The sequence below is a fragment of the Streptomyces sp. NBC_00190 genome (assembly GCF_036203305.1).
In the GTDB taxonomy this organism is placed as follows: domain Bacteria; phylum Actinomycetota; class Actinomycetes; order Streptomycetales; family Streptomycetaceae; genus Streptomyces.
Genome location: NZ_CP108131.1, coordinates 5,732,607 through 5,759,274 on the forward strand (window position 1 = coordinate 5,732,607; position 26,668 = coordinate 5,759,274).

The following is a 26,668-nucleotide window of genomic DNA, read 5'->3' on the forward strand; positions in this document are numbered from 1 at the left end:
GCGCGCGCAGTATGCGCATCCGCGAATCGTCCGCCGTCGCGGACGTCAACAAGGGGGGTCACACAGGTGAGTACGGCCGCAACGACGGGCTTCTGCAGGGTCACCGTCGTGGCCCCGGACAGCCGGATCGACGTCGCCCTCCCCGAGGACATCGCCGTCGCCGACGTCTATCCCGAGCTGCTGCGCCTCACCGGCCAGACCCAGCCCGTCGGCGCCCCCACGGGCTTCCACCTCGTACGCCGCTCCGGCGCCGTCCTCGACGGCGCCCGCACCCTCGCCGCCCAGCAGGTCCTCGACGGCGAGGTGCTCAGCCTGCGCCCCTTCGCCGAGTCCCTGCCGCCCGCCGTCTTCGACGACGTCTCCGACGCCGTCGCCTCCGCCGTCGTCCGCGACCGGCACCGCTGGAGCGACGACATGCTGCGCGGCGCGGGCCTGGCCGGCGCCGCGGTGCTCCTCCTCATGCTGGGCTTCGTCCTCTGGTACGCCGACCCGCTGCGCCACGACATGCACGGCCTGCCCGGCATCCTCGCGGGCGCCGTCGGAGTCCTGCTCACCGCGGTGGCGGGCGTGCGCGCCCGGGTCTACCGCGACCGCGGCTCCGCCGTGGCGCTCGGCCTCGCCGCCCTGCCGCAGCTGCTGATCGCCGGCTCCGGGATCATCGCCCCCGCCGCCGGCCAGGGCCCCGGCCGCCTCCAGTTCCTGCTCGGCTGCGTCTGCGTCCTCGTCGCCTCCGTCGCCCTGGTCGCGCTCACCCCCAGCGGCGACGCGCCCTTCGTCGCGGCCACCTTCGTCGCCGCCACCGGCACCCTGGCCACCTTCACGGCCATCGCCACCGAGGCCTCCGCGACCGCCACCGCCGCCGTCTGCGCACCCGTGGCCATCGGCCTCGTCGCCTTCCTGCCCGGTCTCTCCGCGCGCTTCGCCCGCCTGCCCATCGGCTACGCCGCCCCGCAGAGCGCCACCGAGGATTACGAGACCCCGGACCGCTACGAGACCGAGCCGTACGGTGACCAGTCCGCCGCCGACCAGCACGACCAGGCCGCCACGCTCGACGCGGAGCAGATCGCGGCCCAGGCCCGGCGCGGTCACGAGATGCTGCTCGGCCTGGTCGGCGGCTGCGCGGCGGTCGCCGTCGGCGCCGCCGCCGTCCTCGGCTTCTCCGACAACACCTGGGGCCGCCTGCTGGCCCTGACCACCGGCCTCGCCATGCTGCTGCGCGCCCGCCTCTTCCGCTACACCTCCCAGGTGGTCTGCACACTGGCCGCCGGCCTCGTCGCCGTCGCGCTGCTGATCCTGGGCCTGGCCCTGCACCCGCCGGCCGACCTGCTCGAAGCCCTCCTCGTGAAGCACGACCGCAGCGGCCTGGACCTCCGTACGATCTGGCTGACCGCCGCCGTCGCGGCCGGCGCGGCCCTCCTCGCCGGAATTGCGCTTGTCATTCCCCGCAAGGGCCTGTCACCCTTCTGGGGAAGGCTGCTCGACCTCACCGAGGCGGCGGTCCTGCTCAGCCTGGTCCCGCTGGCCCTGGCCGTGCTGGACGTCTATTCCCGGGCCCGCGCTCTCACCAGCTGAGACGCCGAGTCCCGGCAGCCTGGTACGCTGTGTGACGGCCGTTTGTGTACGCGTCCTCCGGATCCTCGACAAAGGGTCTGTGGACTGCGCTCAGCGGACCCCGCCTCCCGAGTTACGGAAGCTCCCCAGAGACTCAGACCTGGGGCACTCGGTGGCTACGAAGACCCAAACGAGGAGTACGCGTGCCGCTCGACGCCGCTACGAAGAAGCAGATCATCAGCGAGTTCGGTGCCAAGGAGGGCGACACCGGCTCTCCCGAGGTCCAGGTCGCGATGCTCTCCCGCCGCATCTCGGACCTGACCGAGCACCTCAAGACGCACAAGCACGACCACCACTCCCGTCGTGGTCTGCTGATCCTGGTCGGCCAGCGTCGCCGCCTGCTGCAGTACCTGGCCAAGAAGGACATCCAGCGCTTCCGTACGCTGGTCGAGCGCCTCGGCATCCGCCGCGGTGCGGCCGGCGCCAAGTAACACGCCGTGAAGGGAGCGGTTCCCACATCCGGGGGCCGCTCCCTTTGCTGTACGTGCGGGACGGACCGGACCCTTTGTAGTCTGGAAAGGACGCACGTGCGCGTATGAAGACGCGCGAAGACGTGCACAACAGAAGAGGAGGAGCGCCCTCCCTACGCCGCCGGTCCTCGGTAGTGGCACCCGGAATGCCCCCACGGGCAACGGACCGGGTGCTTCGATCGAAGACCGGCCCCAGGCAAGGAGCGCTTCTCCGCAACCGTCCACCGCCACACGGGCGGCGGACGGAGACGACGAAAATGGAGAAAACGCTAGTGGAGAACGAGACCCACTACGCCGAGGCCGTCATTGACAACGGTTCCTTCGGCACCCGCACCATCCGCTTCGAGACGGGCCGTCTGGCCCGCCAGGCCGCCGGCTCCGCCGTTGCCTACCTGGACGACGACACGATGGTGCTGTCCGCCACCACCGCGTCGAAGAAGCCCAAGGACCAGCTCGACTTCTTCCCCCTGACGGTGGACGTCGAGGAGCGGCAGTACGCGGCCGGCAAGATCCCCGGCTCCTTCTTCCGCCGTGAGGGCCGGCCCTCCGAGGACGCGATCCTCACCTGCCGCCTGATCGACCGCCCGCTGCGCCCGTCCTTCAAGAAGGGCCTGCGCAACGAGATCCAGGTCGTCGCCACGATCATGGCGCTCAACCCCGACCACCTGTACGACGTCGTCGCGATCAACGCCGCGTCCGCGTCCACGCAGCTGGCCGGCCTGCCCTTCTCCGGCCCGATCGGCGGCGTCCGCGTCGCGCTGATCCGCGGCCAGTGGGTGGCCTTCCCGACGCACACCGAGCTCGAGGACGCCGTCTTCGACATGGTCGTCGCGGGCCGCGTCCTGGAGGACGGCGACGTCGCGATCATGATGGTCGAGGCCGAGGCCACCGAGAAGACCATCGCCCTCGTCAAGGGCGGCGCCCAGGCGCCGACCGAGGAGATCGTCGCCGCGGGTCTCGACGCCGCGAAGCCGTTCATCAAGGTCCTCTGCAAGGCCCAGGCCGACCTGGCCGCCAAGGCCGCGAAGCCCGAGGGCGAGTTCCCGGTCTTCCTGGACTACCAGGACGACGTGTACGAGGCCCTCGCGGCCGCCGTCAAGGGCGACCTCTCCCAGGCGCTGACCATCGCGGGCAAGCAGGACCGCGAGGCCGAGCTGGACCGCGTCAAGGAGATCGCCGCCGAGAAGCTCCTCCCGGCCTTCGAGGGCCGCGAGAAGGAGATCTCCGCCGCCTACCGCAGCCTGACCAAGGCCCTGGTGCGCGAGCGCGTCATCAAGGACAAGGTCCGCATCGACGGCCGCGGGATCACGGACATCCGTACCCTCGCCGCCGAGGTCGAGGCCATCCCGCGCGTGCACGGCTCGGCGCTGTTCGAGCGTGGCGAGACCCAGATCCTGGGCGTCACCACCCTCAACATGCTCCGCATGGAGCAGCAGCTGGACACCCTCTCCCCGGTGACCCGCAAGCGCTACATGCACAACTACAACTTCCCGCCGTACTCCGTCGGCGAGACCGGCCGCGTCGGTTCGCCGAAGCGCCGCGAGATCGGCCACGGCGCGCTCGCCGAGCGCGCGATCGTGCCGGTCCTCCCGACCCGCGAGGAGTTCCCCTACGCGATCCGTCAGGTGTCCGAGGCCCTCGGCTCCAACGGTTCGACGTCCATGGGCTCGGTCTGCGCCTCCACCATGTCGCTGCTGAACGCCGGTGTGCCCCTCAAGGCCCCCGTCGCCGGTATCGCCATGGGTCTGATCTCCCAGGAGATCGACGGCAAGACGCACTACGTCGCCCTCACCGACATCCTCGGTGCGGAGGACGCCTTCGGCGACATGGACTTCAAGGTCGCCGGCACCAAGGAGTTCGTCACCGCCCTCCAGCTGGACACCAAGCTGGACGGCATCCCGGCCTCCGTCCTGGCCGCGGCCCTCAAGCAGGCCCGCGACGCCCGCCTCCACATCCTCGACGTGATGATGGAAGCGATCGACACGCCGGACGCGATGTCCCCGTTCGCCCCGCGGATCATCACCGTCAAGATCCCGGTGGACAAGATCGGTGAGGTCATCGGCCCCAAGGGCAAGATGATCAACCAGATCCAGGAGGACACCGGCGCCGAGATCACGATCGAGGACGACGGCACCATCTACATCGGTGCCTCCGACGGCCCGGCCGCCGAGGCCGCCCGTGCCACGATCAACTCGATCGCCAACCCGACCATGCCGGAGGTCGGCGAGCGCTACCTGGGTACGGTCGTCAAGACCACCACCTTCGGTGCCTTCGTCTCCCTCATGCCCGGCAAGGACGGCCTGCTGCACATCTCGCAGATCCGCAAGCTCGCCGGTGGCAAGCGCGTGGAGAACGTCGAGGACGTGCTCGCGGTCGGCACCAAGGTCCAGGTCGAGATCGCCGAGATCGACCAGCGCGGCAAGCTCTCGCTGGTCCCCGTGATCGACGGCGAGGCCGCCGGTGACGACGCTGACAAGGACGACTCCGACAAGTGATGTCGCGTAGTTCCCGTGTGACGGCCCGCCCCTCTTCGGAGGGGCGGGCCGTCGCCCGTACCCAAACCCTCCTCAAGGGCAGCAACGGCATCGGCACCGTCCGGCGCACGGTCCTGCCCGGCGGACTGCGCATCGTCACCGAGACGCTGCCCTCCGTCCGCTCCGCCACCTTCGGCATCTGGGCGCACGTCGGCTCCCGTGACGAGACGCCCACGCTGAACGGCGCCACGCACTACCTGGAGCACCTCCTCTTCAAGGGCACGCACCAGCGCAGCGCCCTCGACATCTCCTCCGCGATCGACGCGGTCGGCGGCGAGATGAACGCCTTCACGGCGAAGGAGTACACCTGCTACTACGCCCGGGTGCTCGACACCGACCTGCCGCTGGCCATCGACGTGGTCTGCGACATGCTCACCGGCTCGCTGATCCGCGAGGAGGACGTCGACGCCGAGCGCGGCGTCATCCTCGAAGAGATCGCGATGACCGAGGACGACCCGGGCGACATGGTCCACGACCTGTTCGCGCAGACCATGTACGGCGACACCCCGCTGGGCCGTCCCGTCCTGGGCACCGTCGACACGATCAACGCACTCGGCGCCGACCGGATCCGCCGCTTCTACAAGAAGCACTACGATCCGACCCACCTCGTCGTCGCGGCCGCCGGCAACGTCGACCACAACAAGGTCGTGCGCCAGGTCCGCGCAGCCTTCGAGCAGGCCGACGCGCTGACCCGCACCGACGCCGAGCCGATCGGCCCGCGCGCCGGCACCAAGCGCATCCGCACTTCCGGCCGCGTCGAGCTGGTCAACCGCAAGACCGAGCAGGCCCACGTGGTCCTCGGCATGCCCGGCCTCGCCCGCGCCGACGAGCGCCGCTGGGCGCTGGGCGTACTGAACACCGCCCTCGGCGGCGGCATGTCCTCACGCCTCTTCCAGGAGGTCCGGGAGAAGCGCGGCCTCGCCTACAGCGTGTACTCGTACACCTCGGGCTTCGCCGACACCGGCCTCTTCGGCGTGTACGCGGGCTGCCGCCCCAACCAGGTGCACGACGTGCTCCGCATCTGCCGCGACGAGCTCGACAAGGTCGCGTCCGACGGGCTCACCGACGACGAGATCAAGCGGGCCATCGGCCAGCTGTCCGGCTCCACCGTCCTCGGCCTGGAGGACACCGGCGCGATCATGAACCGGATCGGCAAGAGCGAGCTGTGCTGGGGCGACCAGATGTCGGTCGACGACATGCTGGCGCGGATCGCCTCCGTGACCCCGGACGACGTCCGCTCGGTCGCGCAGGATGTACTGGCCCAGCGGCCCTCGCTCGCGGTGATCGGCTCGCTGAAGGAGAAGCAGGCGGCCCGCCTCGACGAGGCCGTCGCCCAGTCCCGTACGTAGGTAAGTCTGCTCTGATTTAAGGACATGAACATGAGCAAGCTGCGCGTGGCAGTCCTCGGCGCACAGGGCCGCATCGGCTCCGAGGCCGTGAAGGCGGTCGAGGCCGCCGACGACATGGAGCTGGTGGCGGCCCTCGGCCGCGGCGACAAGCTGGAGACGCTGGCCGAGGCCGGCGCCCAGGTCGCCGTCGAGCTGACCACCCCCGCCTCGGTCATGGGGAACCTGGAGTTCCTCACCCGTCACGGCATCCACGGAGTGGTCGGCACCACCGGCTGGAACGAGGACCGCCTCGCTCAGCTGAACACCTGGCTCGCCGGATCCCCGGAGACCGGTGTGCTCATCGCACCGAACTTCTCCATCGGCGCCGTCCTGACCATGAAGTTCGCCGCCCAGGCCGCCCGCTACTTCGAGTCCGTCGAGGTCGTCGAGCTGCACCACCCCAACAAGGTCGACGCCCCCTCGGGCACCGCGACCCGTACGGCGCAGCTCATCGCGGCCGCCCGCGCCGAGGCCGGCTGCGCCCCGCAGCCCGACGCCACCGCGACCGCCCTCGACGGGGCGCGCGGCGCGGACGTCGACGGCGTCCCGGTGCACGCCGTCCGCCTGCGTGGCCTGCTGGCCCACCAGGAGGTGCTCCTCGGGGCCGAGGGCGAGACCCTGACCATCCGTCACGACTCCCTGCACCACAGCAGCTTCATGCCGGGCATCCTGCTCGGCGTGCGCCGCGTGACGCAGACCCCGGGCCTCACCTTCGGTCTGGAACACTTCCTCGACCTGGGCTGATCCGATCATCATGCGCGCGAAGATCACGTACTTCCTCACGGCCGCCGTCCTGGTCGTCTACTTCGTCCTGGCCGGCAGCCGGGGTCTGATGCTGATCCGGCACGGCACCTGGCTCACCGTCACCTTCGGTGTGGCCGTGCTGATCCTGCCGGTCATCGGCGTCTGGTTCCTCTGGAAGAACACCCGGTTCGTCACCAGGGCCAACCAGCTCGCGACCGAGCTGGAGGGCGAGGGCGGCCTGCCCGTCGACGAGCTGGAGCGGGACGAGTACGGCCGGATCCTGCGGGACTCGGCCGACGAGGTCTTCGCGCGCCGCAAGGCCGAGACCGAGGACGCGCCGGGGGACTGGCGCAGCTGGTTCCGGCTCGCCGTCGCCTACCACGACGCCCGCGACACCCCGCGGGCGCGCAAGGCCATGCAGCGGGCGATCGCCCTGCACGACAAGAAGCCCGTACAGGTCTAAGCGGTCTGACACCTGTACGGGCTCCCCGTGCGCGCGGCTCCGGATCAGGCGGGCACGGGCCGGTACTCGTCGGCCCAGGCCCCGACCGTGTCGGCGGCCCGGTCGAAGGCCTCGGACCGCGACAGGAAATCGGCGTCGTGGTCGGTCAGCAGCACCGGCAGCTCTGCGCCGTCGCGCCCTGCCACCGTCAGCGCCTGCCCCTGTACGGTCCTCGGCAGACCGAGCCAGCGCACCGGCTGCTGCACCGTACGGAGCTCGGCGATCTCGCTCCACGCGATCGAGCGGGTCCCGAAGAAGCCGACCCGGCGCAGTCCCGTACGGCTCACCCAGACGCCGGCGCGCAGCACTTGCAGCACGGACCCGACGACACCGAGCGCGGCGACCAGGCACACCGACGCTCCGCCCCAGGTACCCGCGAAGGCGATGATCATCGTGGCCAGCAGCATGAAGGCGGACAGCAGGAGCAGCAGCGCGGCGATGGCCACCCGCCAGGGACCCGGCCGGTAGGGCCGCCGCCAGCGCTCGTGGTCGTCATGGGCGAGCGCCTCGTCGCCGTCGTCATCCGCCTCGGACACACCGTCGGCCGTCAGGAAGGGCAGGGGCACGGCTGGACCTCACTCACATGCACGTTCGGTTGGGCTGTGACCGTGAGGCTACCGCCCCTCGGAGGCCTCCGACTGCTGCGACTTCGTCGGCGCCTTGCTCGGCTGCAGTGCCGGCATACCGAAGAGCAGCGCGCCGGCCAGCCCCGCCACCACGGTCAGCCCGACCAGACTACGGGCGGCGAGCTGAGTCCTGCTCAGGCGCTCGCGCGGCGGCGGAGTGACGTTGCTGCGGAAACGGTCGGCCTCGGCGACGAAGGCGAACGGGACGGGTTCCCGTCGGCGGAACATGGGAGCCACTCTCCTCACGATCGGTGTGCGTTCTCTTACGTAGGACGTCCGAGAGGCCCAATCGGTGCCGGGTTTGGGCACATTAACGAAAATCCATGGCGCTGCGGCCCGCAGGCGGCGACGTAGAGTGGGCGCGCCCCAGGACGCACGTTTGGAAGGACCCCCGGTGAGCGAGACCGCCGCTTCAGATCTGAAACCCAGCTTCCGCAGTGACGTGACGGTGGAGCTGGTGAAGCACTCCGCCGCCGACTCGGACGTGCTGTGGGCCGCCCGTGTCTCCACGGCGGGCGAGCAGTCCCTGGAGGAGCTGCAGAAGGACCCGGAGCGCTCCAAGGGCCTCATCAACTACCTCATGCGGGATCGCCACGGCAGCCCCTTCGAGCACAACTCGATGACCTTCTTCATCAGCGCGCCGATCTTCGTGTTCCGCGAGTTCATGCGCCACCGCGTCGGCTGGTCCTACAACGAGGAATCCGGCCGTTACAGGGAGCTGGAGCCGGTCTTCTACGTCCCGGACGCCGAGCGCAAGCTCGTCCAGGAGGGCCGCCCGGGCAAGTACGTCTTCGTCGAGGGCACCGAGGCGCAGCAGGAGCTGACCGGCCGCGTCATGGAGGACTCGTACGTGCAGGCCTACGAGGCCTACCGGGAGATGCTCGCCGCGGGCGTGGCCCGGGAGGTTGCCCGTTCGGTCCTGCCGGTCGGACTTTTCTCCTCCATGTACGCCACCTGCAACGCTCGCTCGCTGATGCACTTCCTGGGTCTGCGCACGCAGCACGAGCTCGCGGCGGTGCCGTCCTTCCCGCAGCGGGAGATCGAGATGGTCGGCGAGAAGATGGAGCAGCACTGGGCGAAGCTCATGCCGCTCACGTACGCCGCCTTCAACGGCAACGGCCGCGTCGCCCCCTGAGGTCCCTTGCCCGTGGGACGCACAGGGTGCGCTCAGTCAAGTCCGAAGTGTCCGTATTGCGGCGTTTCGGAAAGTTCATCTAGGCTGATCAAACGGACCCGGCACTGCTTGAACCCCCGAGCAGGCAGTGCCGGCGTCCAACACTCCGTACACCCTGTTGACGTCCCCCGAGGGGACACCGCGAGCATGGCAGCGAGTAGCGTGTTACCCATGGCTCCGATCTCGACTCCGCAGACCCCCTTCGGGCGGGTCCTCACCGCCATGATCACGCCGTTTACGGCGGATGGCGCACTCGACCTCGACGGCGCGCAGCGTCTCGCCGTCCACCTGGTGGACGCAGGCAACGACGGCCTGATCATCAACGGCACCACCGGCGAGTCGCCGACCACCACCGACGCGGAGAAAAACGACCTCGTACGAGCCGTCCTCGAAGCCGTCGGAGACCGCGCCCACGTGGTCGCCGGCATCGGTACCAACGACACCCGCCACACCCTGGAGCTCGCCCGCCAGGCCGAGCGCACGGGCGCCCACGGCCTCCTCGCGGTGACCCCGTACTACAGCAAGCCGCCGCAGGAAGGCCTCTACCGGCACTTCACGGCGATCGCCGACGCGACCGGGCTGCCGGTCATGCTCTACGACATCCCCGGCCGCAGTGGTGTCCCGATCGACACCGAAACTCTGGTCCGGCTGGCCGAGCACCCCCGTATCGTTGCCAACAAGGACGCCAAGGGTGACCTCGGCCGCGCCAGCTGGGCCATCGCGCAGAGCGGCCTGGCCTGGTACTCCGGCGACGACATGCTGAACCTGCCGCTCCTGTCCGTCGGTGCGGTCGGCTTCGTCTCCGTGGTCGCCCACGTGGTCGCCCCCGACCTGCGCGCGATGCTCGAGGCCCACCTGGGCGGAGACGTCCAGAAGGCGACCGAGATCCACCAGAAGCTGCTTCCGGTCTTCACCGGCATGTTCCGCACCCAGGGCGTGATGACGACCAAGGGCGCGTTGAACCTGCTGGGGCTGCCCGCGGGTCCGCTGCGGCTCCCGCTGATCGACCTGACCACCGAAGAGACGGCGCAGCTCAAGCTCGATCTCGCCGCCGGCGGGGTACAGCTCTGAGAACAGACTTCACAACTGAACAAGCACGACCGAAACAGACAACAGCAAGAGCACGAATGTCATACACGCCACGTGCCTTCCGAGGTACGTGGCGTGTGTGGTGAGGAGACACTTTTGAGCCATCCGCATCCTGAACTCGGTCCGCCGCCGAAGCTGCCCAAGGGCGGCCTTCGGGTCACCCCTCTGGGTGGCCTCGGCGAGATCGGCCGCAACATGACCGTCTTCGAGTTCGACGGCCGCCTGCTGATCGTCGACTGCGGCGTCCTCTTCCCCGAGGAGGAGCAGCCGGGCATCGACCTGATCCTGCCGGACTTCACGTCCATCAGGGACCGTCTCGATGACATCGACGGCATCGTCCTCACGCACGGCCACGAAGACCACATCGGCGCAGTCCCCTACCTCCTCCGGGAGAAGCCGGACATCCCGCTGATCGGCTCCAAGCTGACGCTGGCCCTCATCGAGGCGAAGCTCCAGGAGCACCGCATCCGCCCCTACACCCTTGAGGTGAAGGAAGGCGAGCGGGAGAGCCTCGGTCCCTTCGACTGCGAGTTCATCGCCGTCAACCACTCCATCCCCGACGCCCTGGCCGTCGCGATCCGGACCCCCGCGGGCCTGGTCGTCGCCACCGGCGACTTCAAGATGGACCAGCTCCCGCTGGACAAGCGCCTCACCGACCTGCACGCTTTCGCGCGTCTGAGCGAAGAGGGCATCGACCTCCTCCTCTCCGACTCGACGAACGCCGAGGTCCCGGGCTTCGTCCCGCCCGAGCGCGAGATCTCCAACGTCCTGCGCACGGTCTTCGCGAACGCCCACAACCGGATCATCGTGGCCAGCTTCGCCAGCCACGTGCACCGGATCCAGCAGATCCTCGACGCCGCCCACGAGTACGGCCGCAGGGTCGCCTTCGTCGGCCGCTCGATGGTCCGCAACATGGGCATCGCCCGCGACCTGGGCTACCTGAAGGTGCCGCCGGGTCTCGTCGTGGACGTCAAGACCCTCGACGACCTGCCGCCGCACGAGGTCGTCCTCGTCTGCACGGGTTCCCAGGGCGAGCCGATGGCCGCGCTGTCCCGCATGGCCAACCGCGACCACCAGATCCGGATCGTCCCCGGCGACACCGTGATCCTGGCGTCGTCCCTGATCCCGGGCAACGAGAACGCGGTCTACCGCGTGATCAACGGCCTGACCCGCTGGGGCGCCAACGTCGTGCACAAGGGCAACGCCAAGGTGCACGTTTCCGGCCACGCCTCCGCGGGCGAACTGCTGTACTTCTACAACATCTGCAAGCCGCGGAACCTGATGCCGGTCCACGGCGAGTGGCGCCACTTGCGCGCCAACGCCGAGCTCGGTGCCCTGACGGGCGTCCCGAAGGACCGCATCGTCATCGCCGAGGACGGCGTGGTCGTCGACCTGATCGACGGCAAGGCCCGGATCTCCGGCAAGGTCCAGGCCGGCTACGTGTACGTGGACGGCCTCTCGGTCGGCGACGTCACCGAGGTCCACCTGAAGGACCGCCGGATCCTCGGCGACGAGGGCATCATCTCGGTCTACGTCGTGGTGGACAGCACGACGGGCAAGGTCGTCAGCGGCCCGAACATCCAGGCCCGTGGCTCCGGCATCGACGACTCGGCCTTCGGCCCGGTCGTCGTGAAGATCGAGGAGGCCATCGCCCGCGCCGCTTCCGACGGCGTGGCCGAGCCGCACCAGATCCAGCAGCTCATCCGCCGCACGATGGGCAAGTGGGTGTCGGACAGCTACCGCCGCCGCCCGATGATCCTCCCCGTCGTCGTCGAGGTCTGACCCTCGCCGTAGCGGCGTCACTGGAGCGGGGCAACCGGATTTGCATCCGGGGGCCCCGCTCCAGTACGTTTACGGCTCCACCTCGCACGGCGCCCGGGCACACATGTGTGTCCGGAACAGTCATGCTGGGGTCCCTCCGGACGAAGTCCGGGGAGGGTGGGAATCGAGACTCAGGGAGACCTGATAAAGTCTGATCCACCCGAAAGGGAAAGGCCCCCCGAAGGCCATCGGAATTCCAATCCAAACCGGAAACGGCACGGAAATGAATCTGATAGAGTCGGAATCGCTGGAAAGGGAAAGCGCGAAAGCGAAAACCTGGAAAGCGCCGAGGAAGTCGGACACGAAAGAGTCTGATAGAGTCGGAAACGCAAGAACACAGAACGAAAGCCCGGAGGAAAGCCCGAGAGGGTGAGTACAAAGGAAGCGTCCGTTCCTTGAGAACTCAACAGCGTGCCAAAAATCAACGCCAGAAGTTGATACCCCGTCCACTTCGGTGGATGAGGTTCCTTTGAAAAAGACCTGTAAGGCTCTGGTTTCGGAGTGCTTGCAGGCAACAACACAGCGAGGACGTTGTGGCGCGTCGGTCATATTCCGACATGACGTGCCCGCTCTAAGTGATGTGTGCACCCGATTACGGGTAAACATTCATGGAGAGTTTGATCCTGGCTCAGGACGAACGCTGGCGGCGTGCTTAACACATGCAAGTCGAACGATGAAGCCCTTCGGGGTGGATTAGTGGCGAACGGGTGAGTAACACGTGGGCAATCTGCCCTTCACTCTGGGACAAGCCCTGGAAACGGGGTCTAATACCGGATACCACTCCTGCCTGCATGGGCGGGGGTTGAAAGCTCCGGCGGTGAAGGATGAGCCCGCGGCCTATCAGCTTGTTGGTGGGGTAATGGCCCACCAAGGCGACGACGGGTAGCCGGCCTGAGAGGGCGACCGGCCACACTGGGACTGAGACACGGCCCAGACTCCTACGGGAGGCAGCAGTGGGGAATATTGCACAATGGGCGAAAGCCTGATGCAGCGACGCCGCGTGAGGGATGACGGCCTTCGGGTTGTAAACCTCTTTCAGCAGGGAAGAAGCGAAAGTGACGGTACCTGCAGAAGAAGCGCCGGCTAACTACGTGCCAGCAGCCGCGGTAATACGTAGGGCGCAAGCGTTGTCCGGAATTATTGGGCGTAAAGAGCTCGTAGGCGGCTTGTCACGTCGGATGTGAAAGCCCGAGGCTTAACCTCGGGTCTGCATTCGATACGGGCTAGCTAGAGTGTGGTAGGGGAGATCGGAATTCCTGGTGTAGCGGTGAAATGCGCAGATATCAGGAGGAACACCGGTGGCGAAGGCGGATCTCTGGGCCATTACTGACGCTGAGGAGCGAAAGCGTGGGGAGCGAACAGGATTAGATACCCTGGTAGTCCACGCCGTAAACGTTGGGAACTAGGTGTTGGCGACATTCCACGTCGTCGGTGCCGCAGCTAACGCATTAAGTTCCCCGCCTGGGGAGTACGGCCGCAAGGCTAAAACTCAAAGGAATTGACGGGGGCCCGCACAAGCAGCGGAGCATGTGGCTTAATTCGACGCAACGCGAAGAACCTTACCAAGGCTTGACATATACCGGAAAGCATTAGAGATAGTGCCCCCCTTGTGGTCGGTATACAGGTGGTGCATGGCTGTCGTCAGCTCGTGTCGTGAGATGTTGGGTTAAGTCCCGCAACGAGCGCAACCCTTGTCCTGTGTTGCCAGCATGCCCTTCGGGGTGATGGGGACTCACAGGAGACCGCCGGGGTCAACTCGGAGGAAGGTGGGGACGACGTCAAGTCATCATGCCCCTTATGTCTTGGGCTGCACACGTGCTACAATGGCCGGTACAATGAGCTGCGATACCGTGAGGTGGAGCGAATCTCAAAAAGCCGGTCTCAGTTCGGATTGGGGTCTGCAACTCGACCCCATGAAGTCGGAGTTGCTAGTAATCGCAGATCAGCATTGCTGCGGTGAATACGTTCCCGGGCCTTGTACACACCGCCCGTCACGTCACGAAAGTCGGTAACACCCGAAGCCGGTGGCCCAACCCGTAAGGGAGGGAGCTGTCGAAGGTGGGACTGGCGATTGGGACGAAGTCGTAACAAGGTAGCCGTACCGGAAGGTGCGGCTGGATCACCTCCTTTCTAAGGAGCACAGTACCGATTGCAGACAAACGTTCTGCACGGTCAGCTCATGGGTGGAACGTTGATTAGTTGGCACGGTTCTTCGGATGGATCACGAGTACTGCTTCGGCGTGGAAAGTGACTCACTGATGAGGGATCGTGCCTGGCACGTTGTTGGGTCCTGAAGGTACGGCCGTGAGGTTGAGATCTTCAGTGCCGGCCCCAGTGAACTCGCCAGCTTGTCTGGTGGGGTGATGGGTGGCTGGTCGTTGTTTGAGAACTACACAGTGGACGCGAGCATCTGTGGCCAAGTTTTTAAGGGCGCACGGTGGATGCCTTGGCACCAGGAACCGATGAAGGACGTGAGAGGCCGCGATAGGCCCCGGGGAGCTGCCAACTGAGCTTTGATCCGGGGGTGTCCGAATGGGGAAACCCGGCAGTCGTCATGGGCTGTCACCCACTGCTGAACACATAGGCAGTGTGGAGGGAACGAGGGGAAGTGAAACATCTCAGTACCCTCAGGAAGAGAAAACAACCGTGATTCCGGGAGTAGTGGCGAGCGAAACCGGATGAGGCCAAACCGTATGCGTGTGATACCCGGCAGGGGTTGCGCATGCGGGGTTGTGGGAATGAGCTTGACCGGTCTGCCGGCCGGTCGGCGAGTCAGAAACCGTTGATGTAGTCGAAGGACATGCGAAAGGTCCGGCGTAGAGGGTAAGACCCCCGTAGACGAAACATCAGCGGCTTGCTTGCTCATCTCCCAAGTAGCACGGGGCCCGAGAAATCCCGTGTGAATCTGGCGGGACCACCCGCTAAGCCTAAATATTCCCTGGTGACCGATAGCGGATAGTACCGTGAGGGAATGGTGAAAAGTACCGCGGGAGCGGAGTGAAATAGTACCTGAAACCGTGTGCCTACAAGCCGTGGGAGCGTCGCCGTTGTTCTTCGGAACAACGGTCGTGACTGCGTGCCTTTTGAAGAATGAGCCTGCGAGTTAGCGGTGTGTAGCGAGGTTAACCCGTGTGGGGAAGCCGTAGCGAAAGCGAGTCCGAATAGGGCGATTGAGTTGCACGCTCTAGACCCGAAGCGGAGTGATCTAGCCATGGGCAGGTTGAAGCGGAGGTAAGACTTCGTGGAGGACCGAACCCACCAGGGTTGAAAACCTGGGGGATGACCTGTGGTTAGGGGTGAAAGGCCAATCAAACTCCGTGATAGCTGGTTCTCCCCGAAATGCATTTAGGTGCAGCGTCGTGTGTTTCTTGCCGGAGGTAGAGCACTGGATAGGCGATGGGCCCTACCGGGTTACTGACCTTAGCCAAACTCCGAATGCCGGTAAGTGAGAGCACGGCAGTGAGACTGTGGGGGATAAGCTCCATGGTCGAGAGGGAAACAGCCCAGAGCATCGACTAAGGCCCCTAAGCGTACGCTAAGTGGGAAAGGATGTGGAGTCGCAGAGACAACCAGGAGGTTGGCTTAGAAGCAGCCACCCTTGAAAGAGTGCGTAATAGCTCACTGGTCAAGTGATTCCGCGCCGACAATGTAGCGGGGCTCAAGCGTACCGCCGAAGTCGTGTCATTGCAGCAATAGGGCCAACGCCCGCTGTGATGGGTAGGGGAGCGTCGTGTGCCGGGTGAAGCAGCAGCGGAAGCTAGTTGTGGACGGTTCACGAGTGAGAATGCAGGCATGAGTAGCGATACACACGTGAGAAACGTGTGCGCCGATTGACTAAGGGTTCCTGGGTCAAGCTGATCTGCCCAGGGTAAGTCGGGACCTAAGGCGAGGCCGACAGGCGTAGTCGATGGACAACCGGTTGATATTCCGGTACCCGCTTTGAAACGCCCAATATCGAATCAGGCGATGCTAAGTCCGTGAAGCCGTTCCGGACCCTTCGGGGAAAGGAAAGTGGTGGAGCCGACGAACCAGACTTGTAGTAGGTAAGCGATGGGGTGACGCAGGAAGGTAGTCCAGCCCGGGCGGTGGTTGTCCCGGGGTAAGGGTGTAGGCCGAGGGGTAGGCAAATCCGTCCCTCATTAAGGCTGAGACCTGATGCCGAGCCGATTGTGGTGAAGTGGATGATCCTATGCTGTCGAGAAAAGCCTCTAGCGAGTTTCATGGCGGCCCGTACCCTAAACCGACTCAGGTGGTCAGGTAGAGAATACCGAGGCGTTCGGGTGAACTATGGTTAAGGAACTCGGCAAAATGCCCCCGTAACTTCGGGAGAAGGGGGGCCATCACTGGTGATCGGACTTGCTCCGTGAGCTGGGGGTGGCCGCAGAGACCAGCGAGAAGCGACTGTTTACTAAAAACACAGGTCCGTGCGAAGCCGTAAGGCGATGTATACGGACTGACGCCTGCCCGGTGCTGGAACGTTAAGGGGACCGGTTAGTGCACTTTCGGGTGTGCGAAGCTGAGAACTTAAGCGCCAGTAAACGGCGGTGGTAACTATAACCATCCTAAGGTAGCGAAATTCCTTGTCGGGTAAGTTCCGACCTGCACGAATGGCGTAACGACTTCTCGACTGTCTCAACCATAGGCCCGGTGAAATTGCACTACGAGTAAAGATGCTCGTTTCGCGCAGCAGGACGGAAAGACCCCGGGACCTTTACTACAGTTTGATATTGGTGTTCGGTTCGGCTTGTGTAGGATAGGTGGGAGACTTTGAAGCAGCCACGCCAGTGGTTGTGGAGTCGCCGTTGAAATACCACTCTGGTCGTGCTGGATGTCTAACCTCGGTCCGTGATCCGGATCAGGGACAGTGTCTGATGGGTAGTTTAACTGGGGCGGTTGCCTCCCAAAGGGTAACGGAGGCGCCCAAAGGTTCCCTCAGCCTGGTTGGCAATCAGGTGTTGAGTGTAAGTGCACAAGGGAGCTTGACTGTGAGACCGACGGGTCGAGCAGGGACGAAAGTCGGGACTAGTGATCCGGCGGTGGCTTGTGGAAGCGCCGTCGCTCAACGGATAAAAGGTACCCCGGGGATAACAGGCTGATCTTCCCCAAGAGTCCATATCGACGGGATGGTTTGGCACCTCGATGTCGGCTCGTCGCATCCTGGGGCTGGAGTCGGTCCCAAGGGTTGGGCTGTTCGCCCATTAAAGCGGTACGCGAGCTGGGTTTAGAACGTCGTGAGACAGTTCGGTCCCTATCCGCTGTGCGCGTAGGAATATTGAGAAGGGCTGTCCCTAGTACGAGAGGACCGGGACGGACGAACCTCTGGTGTGCCAGTTGTCCTGCCAAGGGCATGGCTGGTTGGCTACGTTCGGGAGGGATAACCGCTGAAAGCATCTAAGCGGGAAGCCTGCTTCAAGATGAGTATTCCCACCTCCTTGAGAGGGTAAGGCTCCCAGTAGACGACTGGGTTGATAGGCCAGATGTGGAAGCCCGGTAACGGGTGAAGCTGACTGGTACTAATAGGCCGAGGGCTTGTCCTCAGTTGCTCGCGTCCACTGTGTTAGTTCTGAAATAACGAACGGCTGTGAAAACACCAGCGTTCAAATTTCATAGTGTTTCGGTGGTCATAGCGTTAGGGAAACGCCCGGTTACATTCCGAACCCGGAAGCTAAGCCTTTCAGCGCCGATGGTACTGCAGGGGGGACCCTGTGGGAGAGTAGGACGCCGCCGAACAACCCGCCCTTTTAGCTCAGTCGGTAGAGCGTCTCCATGGTAAGGAGAAGGTCAACGGTTCGATTCCGTTAAAGGGCTCCAACAAAAAAGGCCCCCGCCAATAGGCGGGGGCCTTTTTGCGTTTACGGGCTTCCTTCATCGCAGCTGGCCGGCCGCCGCGTCGATGAACGCGCGCACAGCCTGCTCGAACTCGGACTCGATCGCGATGACCGCCTGCCGGTCTTCCGCATGGGTGATCTCACCGACCTTGGCGAATACGGCTTCCACTAGTCGGCGCAGCTGGGGATCGTCGGCCACGAGCTGGATACGGAACGCGGCGGTTTCGGCCGCGGCTCCCAGGCGGTCGCTCTCCAGGAAAGCCGCCAGCAGCGCCTCTTCGTCCCGTGGGGAGCGCCGTTGGCGGAACCATAGGGTGATCTTCGCGCGTTTGAGGTCCGTGACCGCCGCCGCGTAGCCGCTGTACGCGGCGAGGCGCTCCTGGCGCAGTCTTTCCCGGCGGGCCACGGCCTCGGTCCGTTCGGCCGTGCGGCGCTGGAAGAGGTAGGTGCTCAGAGATCCGATCAAGGTGCCGGCGACGGCCACCACACTCGTCAAGACTGTGTCCACGGTGGTGAGTTGAGCACATCGCGACCACCCGGGGCCAGAGACTAGTCGCCTTCGCGCTGGTGCGGGACGCGGAAGGCGAGGATCGCCATGTCGTCCGAGGCCGGTTCCGCCGCGAACCGTTCCACCGCGCGCAGGACGCGGGAGGCGACCGCGCCCGCAGTGAGGCCCGTGCACGTGGTGAGGACCTCCGCGAGGCCGTCGTCGCCGAGCATGCGGGTGCCCTCGCGGCGCTCGGTCACGCCGTCCGTGACGCAGAGCAGCACGTCGCCCGGGTCCAGGGTGAGCGTCTGCTCGTAGAGGTCCAGGTCGTCGATCACGCCCAGCAGGGGCTGCGGCTCCGCGGCCGCGCTGACGTCGCCGTTCGGGCGCAGGCGCAGCGGGAGCGGGTGGCCGGCGCAGACGACCTTCATGAGGGCGCCTCCGTCGGGCTGGGGGTGGAGTTCTCCGTAGAGGAGGGTGAGGAAGCGGCTGCGGGCGCCCTCGTCGAGGATGGCCGCGTTGAGCCGCTCCAGGACCGCCGGGCCGCCGAGGCCCTCGCGGGCCAGGAGGCGCAGCGCGTGGCGGGCCAGGCCGGTGACGGCGGCCGCCTCGGGGCCCGTACCGCAGACGTCGCCGATGGCGAAGCCGTACGCGCCGTCGCGGATCGGGAAGACGTCGTAGAAGTCGCCGCCCACCTCGTTGCCCTCGCCGGCCGCGCGGTAGATGACCTCGACCTCCATGCCGGGGATCGCGGGGGAGCCGGGCGGGAGCAGGCTGCGCTGGAGGGAGCGGCTGATGGCCGTGCGCTCGGAGTAGAGGCGGGCGTTGTCGAGTGCGAGGGCGGCCCGGCGGGAGAGGTCCTCGGCGAGTTCGAGGATCTCCTGGCGGAAGTGCTCCTCGCTGGGTTTGCCGAGGGTGAGCATGCCGATCACGCGGTTGCGGGCGAGGAGGGGAAGGACCACCGTCTCGCCGCCGACCGCGAGAGCCGTTTCCGGCCACGGGCGGGCGCCGGCCTCGCGGACCGGTTCGGGCGGGCTGACCCGGGAGAGCAGGTCCTTGAGGCCGTCGATGCGCTCCTCGTCCTCGTGGAGGACGTAGGAGAGGTACGGGTCAGAGGACTGGTCGGCGATGGTGTAGACGGCGCACCAGGTGGCGAGGGTGGGGACGGTCATCTGGGCCATGAGGGCCAGGGTCTGGTCCCGGTCCAGGGTGCCGGCCAGCAGGTCGGAGGCCTCGACGAGGAAGGAGAGGGAGCCGCGGCGCAGGCGTTCCAGCTCGCCGAGGCGGGCGGACTCGACGGCGAGGGCGATGCGGTCGGCGGCGAACTGGAGGCGCAGGGCCTGTTCGTTGGAGTAGCGGCCGGGGACCTCGGCGGCGACGCCGAGGGAACCGGTGAGCCGGCCTTCGACCTTGAGGGGGACGGTGACCACGGAGCGCATGCCGGTGGACTCCAGGAGCGGGACGGCTCCGGGGACGGCGGTGAGGTCGTCGTGGACGGCGGGCATGCGGGCGGAGCCGTACCGGTTGGTGCCGGCCTCGACGGGGACGCGGGCGAAGCGCTGACGGGTGGAGGGCAGGCCGGTGGTCGCGCGGACCTCCAGCTCGGTCTCGTCGTCGGTGGCCAGCAGCAGGAAGGCGGCGTCGGCGTCGAGCAGGTCGCGGGCCCGTTCGACCGTGCGCTGGAGGAGGCCGTCGAGGTCGTCGGGGGCGGGGGAGCCGATGAAGACCTCAAAGGGGTCCGTCGGGCGGGGCTCGGTGAGCTGGCCGCCGTCGGCCGGGACCCGTACCGGGGTCTGGAGCAGGGCGCGCTCGTCGTCGTGGACGAGCAGGCAGACGATCGAGGGCTCGCCATGGGCATCGCGTACCCGCAGGTGTGAGGCGTAAACGGGGATCACCCGGCCGTCGGCGCCGCGGATCCCGTAGCTGCCCTCCCAGCGGGACAGGCGCAGGGCCTCGGCGATGCCGGTGCCGGTGCCGGGGGTCTGGGGCCAGGCGGCGAGCTCGGCGAGCGGGCGGCCGACGGCCTTCTCGGCGGGGTAGCCGAAGATGTGCTCGGCGTCCTCGTTCCAGGCGGAGACGGCGTCGGCGGAGTCGACCTGGAGGACGGCGACGCGGACCCGGTTGTCGGCGAGGGGGAGCAGCTGGTCGGGGACGACGGGCCCCGCGGACCGGGTACCGACCGGCCGGTCCGGGAGGTCGAGGCGGAACCACACGTGTTTGTGGGTGGCGGTGTACTCGACGCCCCAGCGGGTGGCGAGGGCGGCGCAGAGCATCAGGCCGCGGCCGCTCTCGCGGTCGGGGTCGGCGTACGGGCGCTCGCCGGGGTGCTGGAGGGGCAGCTCGCGCTCCGGGTACCGGTCGGCGACCTCGACCCGCACGCCGTCGTCGGTGCGCAGGCACAGGACCTCGGCCCGGGTTCCGGCGTGGACCACGGCATTGGTGACGAGCTCGCTGGTGAGTACCACCGCGTCGTCGACGATGTCCGCGAAGCCCCATCCCTGCAGGGTGTCGCGGACGAACGTGCGGGCAGCGGCGACCGAGCGCCCGAGGGGGTCGAAGCTGGCAGCCGCCCGTGCCGTGATCACGATTCTCCTTCGACGCGGTTGGACAACGGGTGCCAGGTTACTTACCTTCGCGGTCGGCATGGTGCCGTCGTCTGGGAATCCACCCGCAGGGTACGGCCGGTGTGCGATGGTGCCGAAGTGTTATGGCCTGGTTCGGCCAGGGTGAAACACTGGGCAGGCTTGAAGAGCCGGGCAGGACAGTCAACACCCGGTGGAACAGCGGTCGACCCTTTCGGGAGGGACACGGTGGAGTCTGGCGCAGCGGTGCGGCGTACGGGAACGCGGCCGAAGGGCGGGCGGTCCCGGCGAGGCGGCACGACGGAGGTCGATACCGCCGCTCTGAACCGGCTGCTCACGGCCCTGGTGTCGATGCGGGACGGGAACTTCCGCAAGCGGCTGACGGTGTCCGGCGAGGGCGTGATGGCGGAGATCGCCGCCGTCTACAACGAGGTCGCCGACCGCAATCTGCACCTGACCGGGGAGCTGTCCCGCGTACGGCGGATGGTGGGCCGCGAGGGCAAGCTGAGCGAACGGCTTGAAACAGGTGCCTGTGAGGGCTCCTGGGCGGCCGCCATCGACGCCTCGAACCAGCTGGTGGATGATCTCGCCCGGCCGGTGTCCGAGGTGGGCCGGGTGCTGTCGGCGGTGGCCGAGGGCGATCTGGACCAGCGGATGGACCTGCGGACGCAGACCGCGGAGGGGACCGGGCAGCCGCTGCGCGGCGAGTTCCTGAAGGTCGGCCGTACGGTCAACAACCTGGTCGACCAGCTGTCCGCGTTTACCGACGAGGTGACGCGCGTGGCACTGGAGGTGGGTACCGAGGGCAAGCTCGGCGGCCAGGCCCAGGTGCGCGGAATGTCCGGATCCTGGAAGGATCTGACCGACTCCGTCAACACGATGGCGTACCGGCTCACCGCTCAGGTGCGTGATATTGCCCTCGTCACGACGGCGGTGGCGAAGGGCGACCTGTCGCGCAAGGTCACGGTGCACGTGGCCGGCGAGATGCTCCAGCTGAAGAACACCGTGAACACCATGGTGGACCAGCTGTCCTCGTTCTCCTCCGAGGTGACCCGGGTCGCCCGCGAGGTGGGTACGGAGGGCGAGCTGGGCGGCCAGGCGAAGGTGCCCGGGGTCGCGGGTGTGTGGAAGGACCTGACCGACTCCGTCAACACCATGGCCGGCAACCTGACGGCCCAGGTGCGTGGGATCGCGCAGGTGACGACGGCGGTCGCGAACGGCGATCTGTCGCAGAAGGTACGGGTGAGCGCGCGCGGCGAGGTGGCGCAGCTGGCCGAAACGATCAATCAGATGACCGAGACGCTGCGGACCTTCGCGGACGAGGTCACGCGTGTGGCCAGCGAGGTCGGGGCGAAGGGTCTGCTCGGCGGTCAGGCGCAGGTGCCGGGCGCCGCGGGGACGTGGAAGGACCTCACCGATTCGGTGAACACGGTCTTCCGCAACCTCACCACGCAGGTGCGGGACATCGCGCAGGTGACGACGGCGGTGGCCAACGGCGACCTGTCGCAGAAGGTCACCGTCGACGTGGCCGGCGAGATGCTGGAGCTGAAGAACACCGTCAACACGATGGTGGACCAGCTCCAGTCCTTCGGTGCGGAAGTGACGCGTGTGGCCCGTGAGGTCGGCGTCGAGGGTGAACTGGGCGGTCAGGCGCAGGTGCCGGGCGCCGCGGGGACGTGGAAGGACCTCACCGATTCGGTGAACACCGCCTTCCGCAACCTCACCGGCCAGGTCCGCAACATCGCGCAGGTGACGACGGCGGTGGCCAACGGCGACCTGTCGCAGAAGGTCACCGTCGACGTCTCGGGCGAGATGCTCCAGCTGAAGAACACCGTGAACACGATGGTGGACCAGCTGTCGTCCTTCGCCGACCAGGTCACGCGGATGGCCCGGGACGTGGGTACGGAGGGCCGGCTCGGCGGCCAGGCCCGGGTGGAGGGGGTGTCCGGCACCTGGAAGGAGCTCACCGACTCCGTCAACTTCATGGCCGGGAACCTGACGTCCCAGGTGCGCCAGATCGCCCAGGTGACCACGGCGGTGGCCCGTGGTGACCTGTCGCAGAAGATCGACGTGGACGCGCGGGGCGAGATCCTGGAGCTGAAGAACACCATCAACACGATGGTCGACCAGCTCTCGGCGTTCGCGGAGCAGGTGACGCGGGTCGCCCGGGACGTGGGTACGGAAGGCCGGCTCGGTGGTCAGGCGCAGGTGCCGGGCGTGGCGGGTGTGTGGCGGGATCTGACGGATTCCGTGAACGGCATGGCCGGGAACCTGACTTCGCAGGTGCGCAACATCGCGCAGGTCGCCACGGCGGTGGCGCGCGGTGACCTGTCGCAGAAGATCGACGTGGACGCGCGGGGCGAGATCCTGGAGTTGAAGAACACCCTCAACACGATGGTCGACCAGCTCTCGAACTTCGCGGAGCAGGTGACGCGGGTCGCCCGTGAGGTGGGTACCGAGGGCATCCTGGGCGGTCAGGCTGAGGTGAAGGGTGTCTCCGGCACCTGGAAGGACCTCACCCAGTCCGTCAACTTCATGGCGAACAACCTGACGTCGCAGGTGCGCAACATCGCCGAGGTGACCACCGCGGTCGCGATGGGCGACCTCTCCAAGAAGATCACCGTCGACGCGAAGGGCGAGATCCTCGAACTCGTCACGACCGTGAACACGATGGTGGACCAGCTGTCGTCGTTCGCGGAGCAGGTGACGCGAGTGGCCCGTGAGGTGGGCTCCGAGGGCATTCTGGGCGGTCAGGCCCGGGTGCGCGGGGTGACGGGCATCTGGAAGGACCTGACCGACAACGTCAACCTGATGGCCAACAACCTGACGTCGCAGGTGCGCAACATCTCCCAGGTCTCGGCGGCGGTCGCCAACGGTGACCTGACGAAGAAGGTCACCGTCGAGGCGCGCGGCGAGGTCGCGCAGCTCGCCGACACCGTCAACACGATGGTGAAGACCCTGTCGTCGTTCGCCGACGAGGTCACGCGCGTGGCCCGCGAGGTGGGTACGGAGGGCCGGCTCGGCGGCCAGGCGCACGTGCCGGGTGTCTCGGGGACGTGGAAGGACCTCACCGACTCGGTGAACTTCATGGCCTCGAACCTCACAGGCCAGGTGCGGCAGATCGCCATGGTCACGACCGCCATCGCCAAGGGCGACATGACCAAGAAGATCGACATCGATGCCCGGGGCGAGATCCTGGAGCTGAAGACCACCATCAACACGATGGTCGACCAGCTGTCCTCCTTCGCCGACCAGGTGACGCGGGTGGCGCGCGAGGTGGGCACGGAGGGCATCCTGGGCGGCCAGGCCCGCGTCCGGGACGTGGACGGCACCTGGCGGGACCTGACGGAGTCCGTGAACGAGATGGCCGGGAACCTCACCCGGCAGGTGCGCGCGATCGCGGCCGTGGCCACCGCGGTGACCCGCGGCGACCTGAGCCTGAAGGTCGACGTGGACGCGGCGGGCGAGATCCAGGTCCTCCAGGACAACATCAACACGATGATCGTCAACCTGCGCGACACCACCTTGGCCAACAAGGAGCAGGACTGGCTCAAGGGCAACCTGGCCCGGATCTCCGCGCTGATGCAGGGCCGCCGGGAGCTCGACGACGTGGCCTCGCTGATCATGAGCGAGCTCACTCCGGTGGTCTCGGCGCAGCACGGCGCGTTCTTCCTGGCCCTGCCGGCCGGCGGCACCAACGAGATCGGGACGGAGGGCGGCGCGGACGGCTCGTACGAGCTGCGGATGCGCGGGAGTTACGCGTATGCGGGAGGCCAGGTGCCCACCTCCTTCCGGCCCGGGGAGGGGCTGATCGGGACCGTCGCCGAGGAGAAGCGGACGATCCTCGTCGAGAACACCCCGCCCGGCTACCTGAAGATCTCCTCCGGGCTCGGTGAGGCGCCGCCCGCGCACGTGATCGTGCTGCCGGTGCTCTTCGAGGGGAAGGTGCTCGGCGTCATCGAGCTGGCGTCGTTCACGCCCTTCACGCAGATCCAGAAGGACTTCCTCAGCCAGATCGCCGAGATGATCGGTACGAGCGTCAACACCATCAGCGTCAACTCCAAGACGGAGATGCTGCTGAAGCAGTCGCAGGAGATGACCGAGCAGCTGCGCGAGCGTTCCGACGAGCTGGAGAACCGGCAGAAGGCCCTGCAGGCCGCCAACGCGGAGCTGGAGGAGAAGGCCGAGCTGCTGGCGCAGCAGAACCGGGACATCGAGGTGAAGAACACCGAGATCGAGGAGGCCCGGCAGGTCCTGGAGGAGCGTGCCGAGCAGCTCGCGGTCTCGATGCGCTACAAGTCCGAGTTCCTGGCGAACATGTCGCACGAGCTGAGGACCCCGCTCAACTCGCTGCTGATCCTGGCCAAGCTGCTCGCCGACAACGCGGACGAGAACCTCTCGCCGAAGCAGGTGGAGTTCGCGGAGACCATTCACGGGGCGGGTTCGGACCTGCTCCAGCTGATCAACGACATCCTGGACCTGTCGAAGGTCGAGGCCGGGAAGATGGACGTCTCGCCGACCCGGATCGCGCTGGTCCAGCTCGTGGACTACGTGGAGGCGACCTTCCGGCCGCTGACCGCGGAGAAGGGGCTCGACTTCTCGGTGCGCGTCTCCCCGGAGCTGCCGGCCACCTTGCACACGGACGAGCAGCGCCTCCTGCAGGTGCTGCGCAACCTGCTGTCGAACGCGGTGAAGTTCACCGACAGCGGGGCGGTGGAGCTGGTGATCCGGCCGGCCGGGGCCGATGTGCCGGCGGCGATCCGCGAGCAGCTGCTGGAGGCCGGTTCGCTGCGGGAGGCCGACGCGGACCTGATCGCCTTCTCGGTGACCGACACGGGGATCGGGATCGCGGCGAGCAAGATGCTGGTGATCTTCGAGGCGTTCAAGCAGGCCGACGGGACGACCAGCCGCAAGTACGGGGGCACGGGCCTGGGCCTGTCCATCAGCCGGGAGATCGCCCGGCTGCTGGGCGGGGAGATCCACGCGGCCAGCGAGCCGGGCCGCGGGTCCACCTTCACGCTGTACCTGCCGCTGCACCCGAGCGAGCTGCCCCCGCAGGGGTACGCGCCGCCCACGCCCGGCGGTGGCCGCGCGGAGCTGTACCGCAGGCCGGCCCAGGACGCGAGGCCCGCGCTGCCGGCGGCTCCGGTGGCGCCCGTACCGACGGCTCCGGCGCCCGCTCAGCCCGTGCGCGCGGAGCGGGCGGCCCTGCCGGGCTCCGAGCAGGCCGGGCAGGGTCAGGGCGGCGCCGCGCTGTTCCGGCGGCGGCGCAAGTCGCTGAGCGACCTGGAGCCCCGTACGGCGGTGCCGGGGCAGCCGGGCGCGGTGGGGGCCCAGGACGCCTGGGGCAACCCGGAGGCAGAGCTTCCGGCCGCGCCCCGGACGTACGACTTCCACGGCGAGAAGGTGCTCATCGTGGACGACGACGTACGCAACGTCTTCGCGCTGACCAGCGTGCTGGAGCAGCACGGGCTGGCCGTGCTGTACGCGGAGAACGGCCGGGAGGGCATCGAGGTCCTGGAGCAGCACGACGACGTGACGGTCGTGCTGATGGACATCATGATGCCGGAGATGGACGGCTACGCGACGACCTCGGCGATCCGGCGGATGCCGCAGTTCGCGGGGCTGCCGATCATCGCGCTGACGGCGAAGGCGATGAAGGGGGACCGGGAGAAGGCGATCGACTCCGGTGCTTCCGACTACGTCACCAAGCCGGTCGACCCCGACTATCTGCTGTCGGTCATGGAACAGTGGATGCGTGGGAAGTGATCACCGGGTGAGTGAACCGACGCCGACAGCTGGCTGACCGTGC

The 26,668-nt window shown here is 67.1% G+C and carries 14 protein-coding genes, 1 tRNA gene and 3 rRNA genes; 14 read left to right on the forward strand and 4 right to left on the reverse strand.

Going from position 1 to position 26,668, the window contains the following annotated elements:
• Window positions 1–66 precede the first annotated feature (66 nt).
• The 6 genes from eccD (at window position 67) to OG429_RS27735 (ending at window position 7,210) form a co-directional block, all read left to right on the forward strand.
• Complete coding sequence (gene eccD, locus OG429_RS27710; protein ID WP_328927957.1) at window positions 67–1,572, forward strand: type VII secretion integral membrane protein EccD; 1,506 nt, start codon at window positions 67–69, stop codon at window positions 1,570–1,572.
• A 182-nt stretch (window positions 1,573–1,754) separates the two neighbouring features.
• Window positions 1,755–2,042, forward strand: coding sequence for a 30S ribosomal protein S15 (rpsO, locus tag OG429_RS27715; RefSeq protein ID WP_031143997.1), 288 nt, complete (start codon window positions 1,755–1,757; stop codon window positions 2,040–2,042).
• Window positions 2,043–2,353: 311 nt separating this feature from the next.
• A complete protein-coding gene (locus tag OG429_RS27720) occupies window positions 2,354–4,576 on the forward strand; it encodes a polyribonucleotide nucleotidyltransferase (protein ID WP_328930446.1) in 2,223 nt (740 codons plus the stop codon).
• Window positions 4,573–5,964 carry a M16 family metallopeptidase gene (locus tag OG429_RS27725; RefSeq protein WP_328927958.1) on the forward strand — a complete coding sequence of 464 codons (1,392 nt, stop codon included), beginning with the start codon at window positions 4,573–4,575 and terminating at the stop codon, window positions 5,962–5,964. Before OG429_RS27720 ends, OG429_RS27725 begins: the two co-directional genes overlap by 4 nt.
• Before the next feature lie 30 nt (window positions 5,965–5,994).
• On the forward strand, window positions 5,995–6,747 hold the full coding sequence (dapB, locus tag OG429_RS27730) for a 4-hydroxy-tetrahydrodipicolinate reductase (protein ID WP_328927959.1): 753 nt from the start codon (window positions 5,995–5,997) through the stop codon (window positions 6,745–6,747).
• A gap of 10 nt (window positions 6,748–6,757) precedes the next feature.
• Complete coding sequence (locus OG429_RS27735) at window positions 6,758–7,210, forward strand: hypothetical protein (RefSeq protein ID WP_328927960.1); 453 nt, start codon at window positions 6,758–6,760, stop codon at window positions 7,208–7,210.
• A gap of 44 nt (window positions 7,211–7,254) precedes the next feature.
• On the opposite strand, the gene OG429_RS27740 is transcribed toward OG429_RS27735, so the two are convergent.
• Window positions 7,255–7,815 carry a PH domain-containing protein gene (locus tag OG429_RS27740; RefSeq protein ID WP_328927961.1) on the reverse strand — a complete coding sequence of 187 codons (561 nt, stop codon included), beginning with the start codon at window positions 7,813–7,815 and terminating at the stop codon, window positions 7,255–7,257.
• A gap of 48 nt (window positions 7,816–7,863) precedes the next feature.
• The gene (locus tag OG429_RS27745) at window positions 7,864–8,103 is read right to left on the reverse strand and encodes a hypothetical protein (RefSeq protein ID WP_328927962.1); all 240 of its coding nucleotides are present in this window, start codon (window positions 8,101–8,103) and stop codon (window positions 7,864–7,866) included.
• A gap of 166 nt (window positions 8,104–8,269) precedes the next feature.
• On the opposite strand from OG429_RS27745, the gene thyX reads away from it, so the two are divergent.
• The 7 genes from thyX (at window position 8,270) to OG429_RS27780 (ending at window position 17,770) form a co-directional block, all read left to right on the forward strand.
• Complete coding sequence (thyX, locus tag OG429_RS27750) at window positions 8,270–9,010, forward strand: FAD-dependent thymidylate synthase (RefSeq protein WP_328927963.1); 741 nt, start codon at window positions 8,270–8,272, stop codon at window positions 9,008–9,010.
• A 210-nt stretch (window positions 9,011–9,220) separates the two neighbouring features.
• Entirely contained in the window at window positions 9,221–10,120 is a 900-nt protein-coding gene (dapA, locus tag OG429_RS27755) for a 4-hydroxy-tetrahydrodipicolinate synthase (protein WP_328927964.1), read from the forward strand.
• Between the two features lie 114 nt (window positions 10,121–10,234).
• Window positions 10,235–11,920: a ribonuclease J gene (locus OG429_RS27760; RefSeq protein ID WP_328927965.1), complete on the forward strand. Its 1,686-nt coding sequence runs from the start codon at window positions 10,235–10,237 to the stop codon at window positions 11,918–11,920.
• 644 nt (window positions 11,921–12,564) lie between these two features.
• A 16S ribosomal RNA gene (locus tag OG429_RS27765) occupies window positions 12,565–14,089 on the forward strand.
• A gap of 284 nt (window positions 14,090–14,373) precedes the next feature.
• A 23S ribosomal RNA gene (locus tag OG429_RS27770) occupies window positions 14,374–17,496 on the forward strand.
• Window positions 17,497–17,572: 76 nt separating this feature from the next.
• A 5S ribosomal RNA gene (gene rrf / locus OG429_RS27775) occupies window positions 17,573–17,689 on the forward strand.
• Together the 16S, 23S and 5S rRNA genes with 1 tRNA gene alongside form the textbook arrangement of a ribosomal RNA operon.
• Window positions 17,690–17,694: 5 nt before the next feature.
• A tRNA-Thr gene (locus tag OG429_RS27780) sits at window positions 17,695–17,770 on the forward strand.
• 54 nt (window positions 17,771–17,824) lie between these two features.
• On the opposite strand, the gene OG429_RS27785 is transcribed toward OG429_RS27780, so the two are convergent.
• Both OG429_RS27785 and OG429_RS27790 read right to left on the reverse strand, forming a co-directional pair.
• Window positions 17,825–18,295: a hypothetical protein gene (locus OG429_RS27785; protein WP_328927966.1), complete on the reverse strand. Its 471-nt coding sequence runs from the start codon at window positions 18,293–18,295 to the stop codon at window positions 17,825–17,827.
• A 41-nt stretch (window positions 18,296–18,336) separates the two neighbouring features.
• The gene (locus OG429_RS27790) at window positions 18,337–20,919 is read right to left on the reverse strand and encodes a SpoIIE family protein phosphatase (RefSeq protein ID WP_328927967.1); all 2,583 of its coding nucleotides are present in this window, start codon (window positions 20,917–20,919) and stop codon (window positions 18,337–18,339) included.
• 165 nt (window positions 20,920–21,084) lie between these two features.
• Here OG429_RS27790 and OG429_RS27795 point away from each other — a divergent pair, with 165 nt between their 5' ends.
• The gene (locus OG429_RS27795) at window positions 21,085–26,625 is read left to right on the forward strand and encodes a HAMP domain-containing protein (protein WP_328927968.1); all 5,541 of its coding nucleotides are present in this window, start codon (window positions 21,085–21,087) and stop codon (window positions 26,623–26,625) included.
• Window positions 26,626–26,668: the final 43 nt, after the last annotated feature.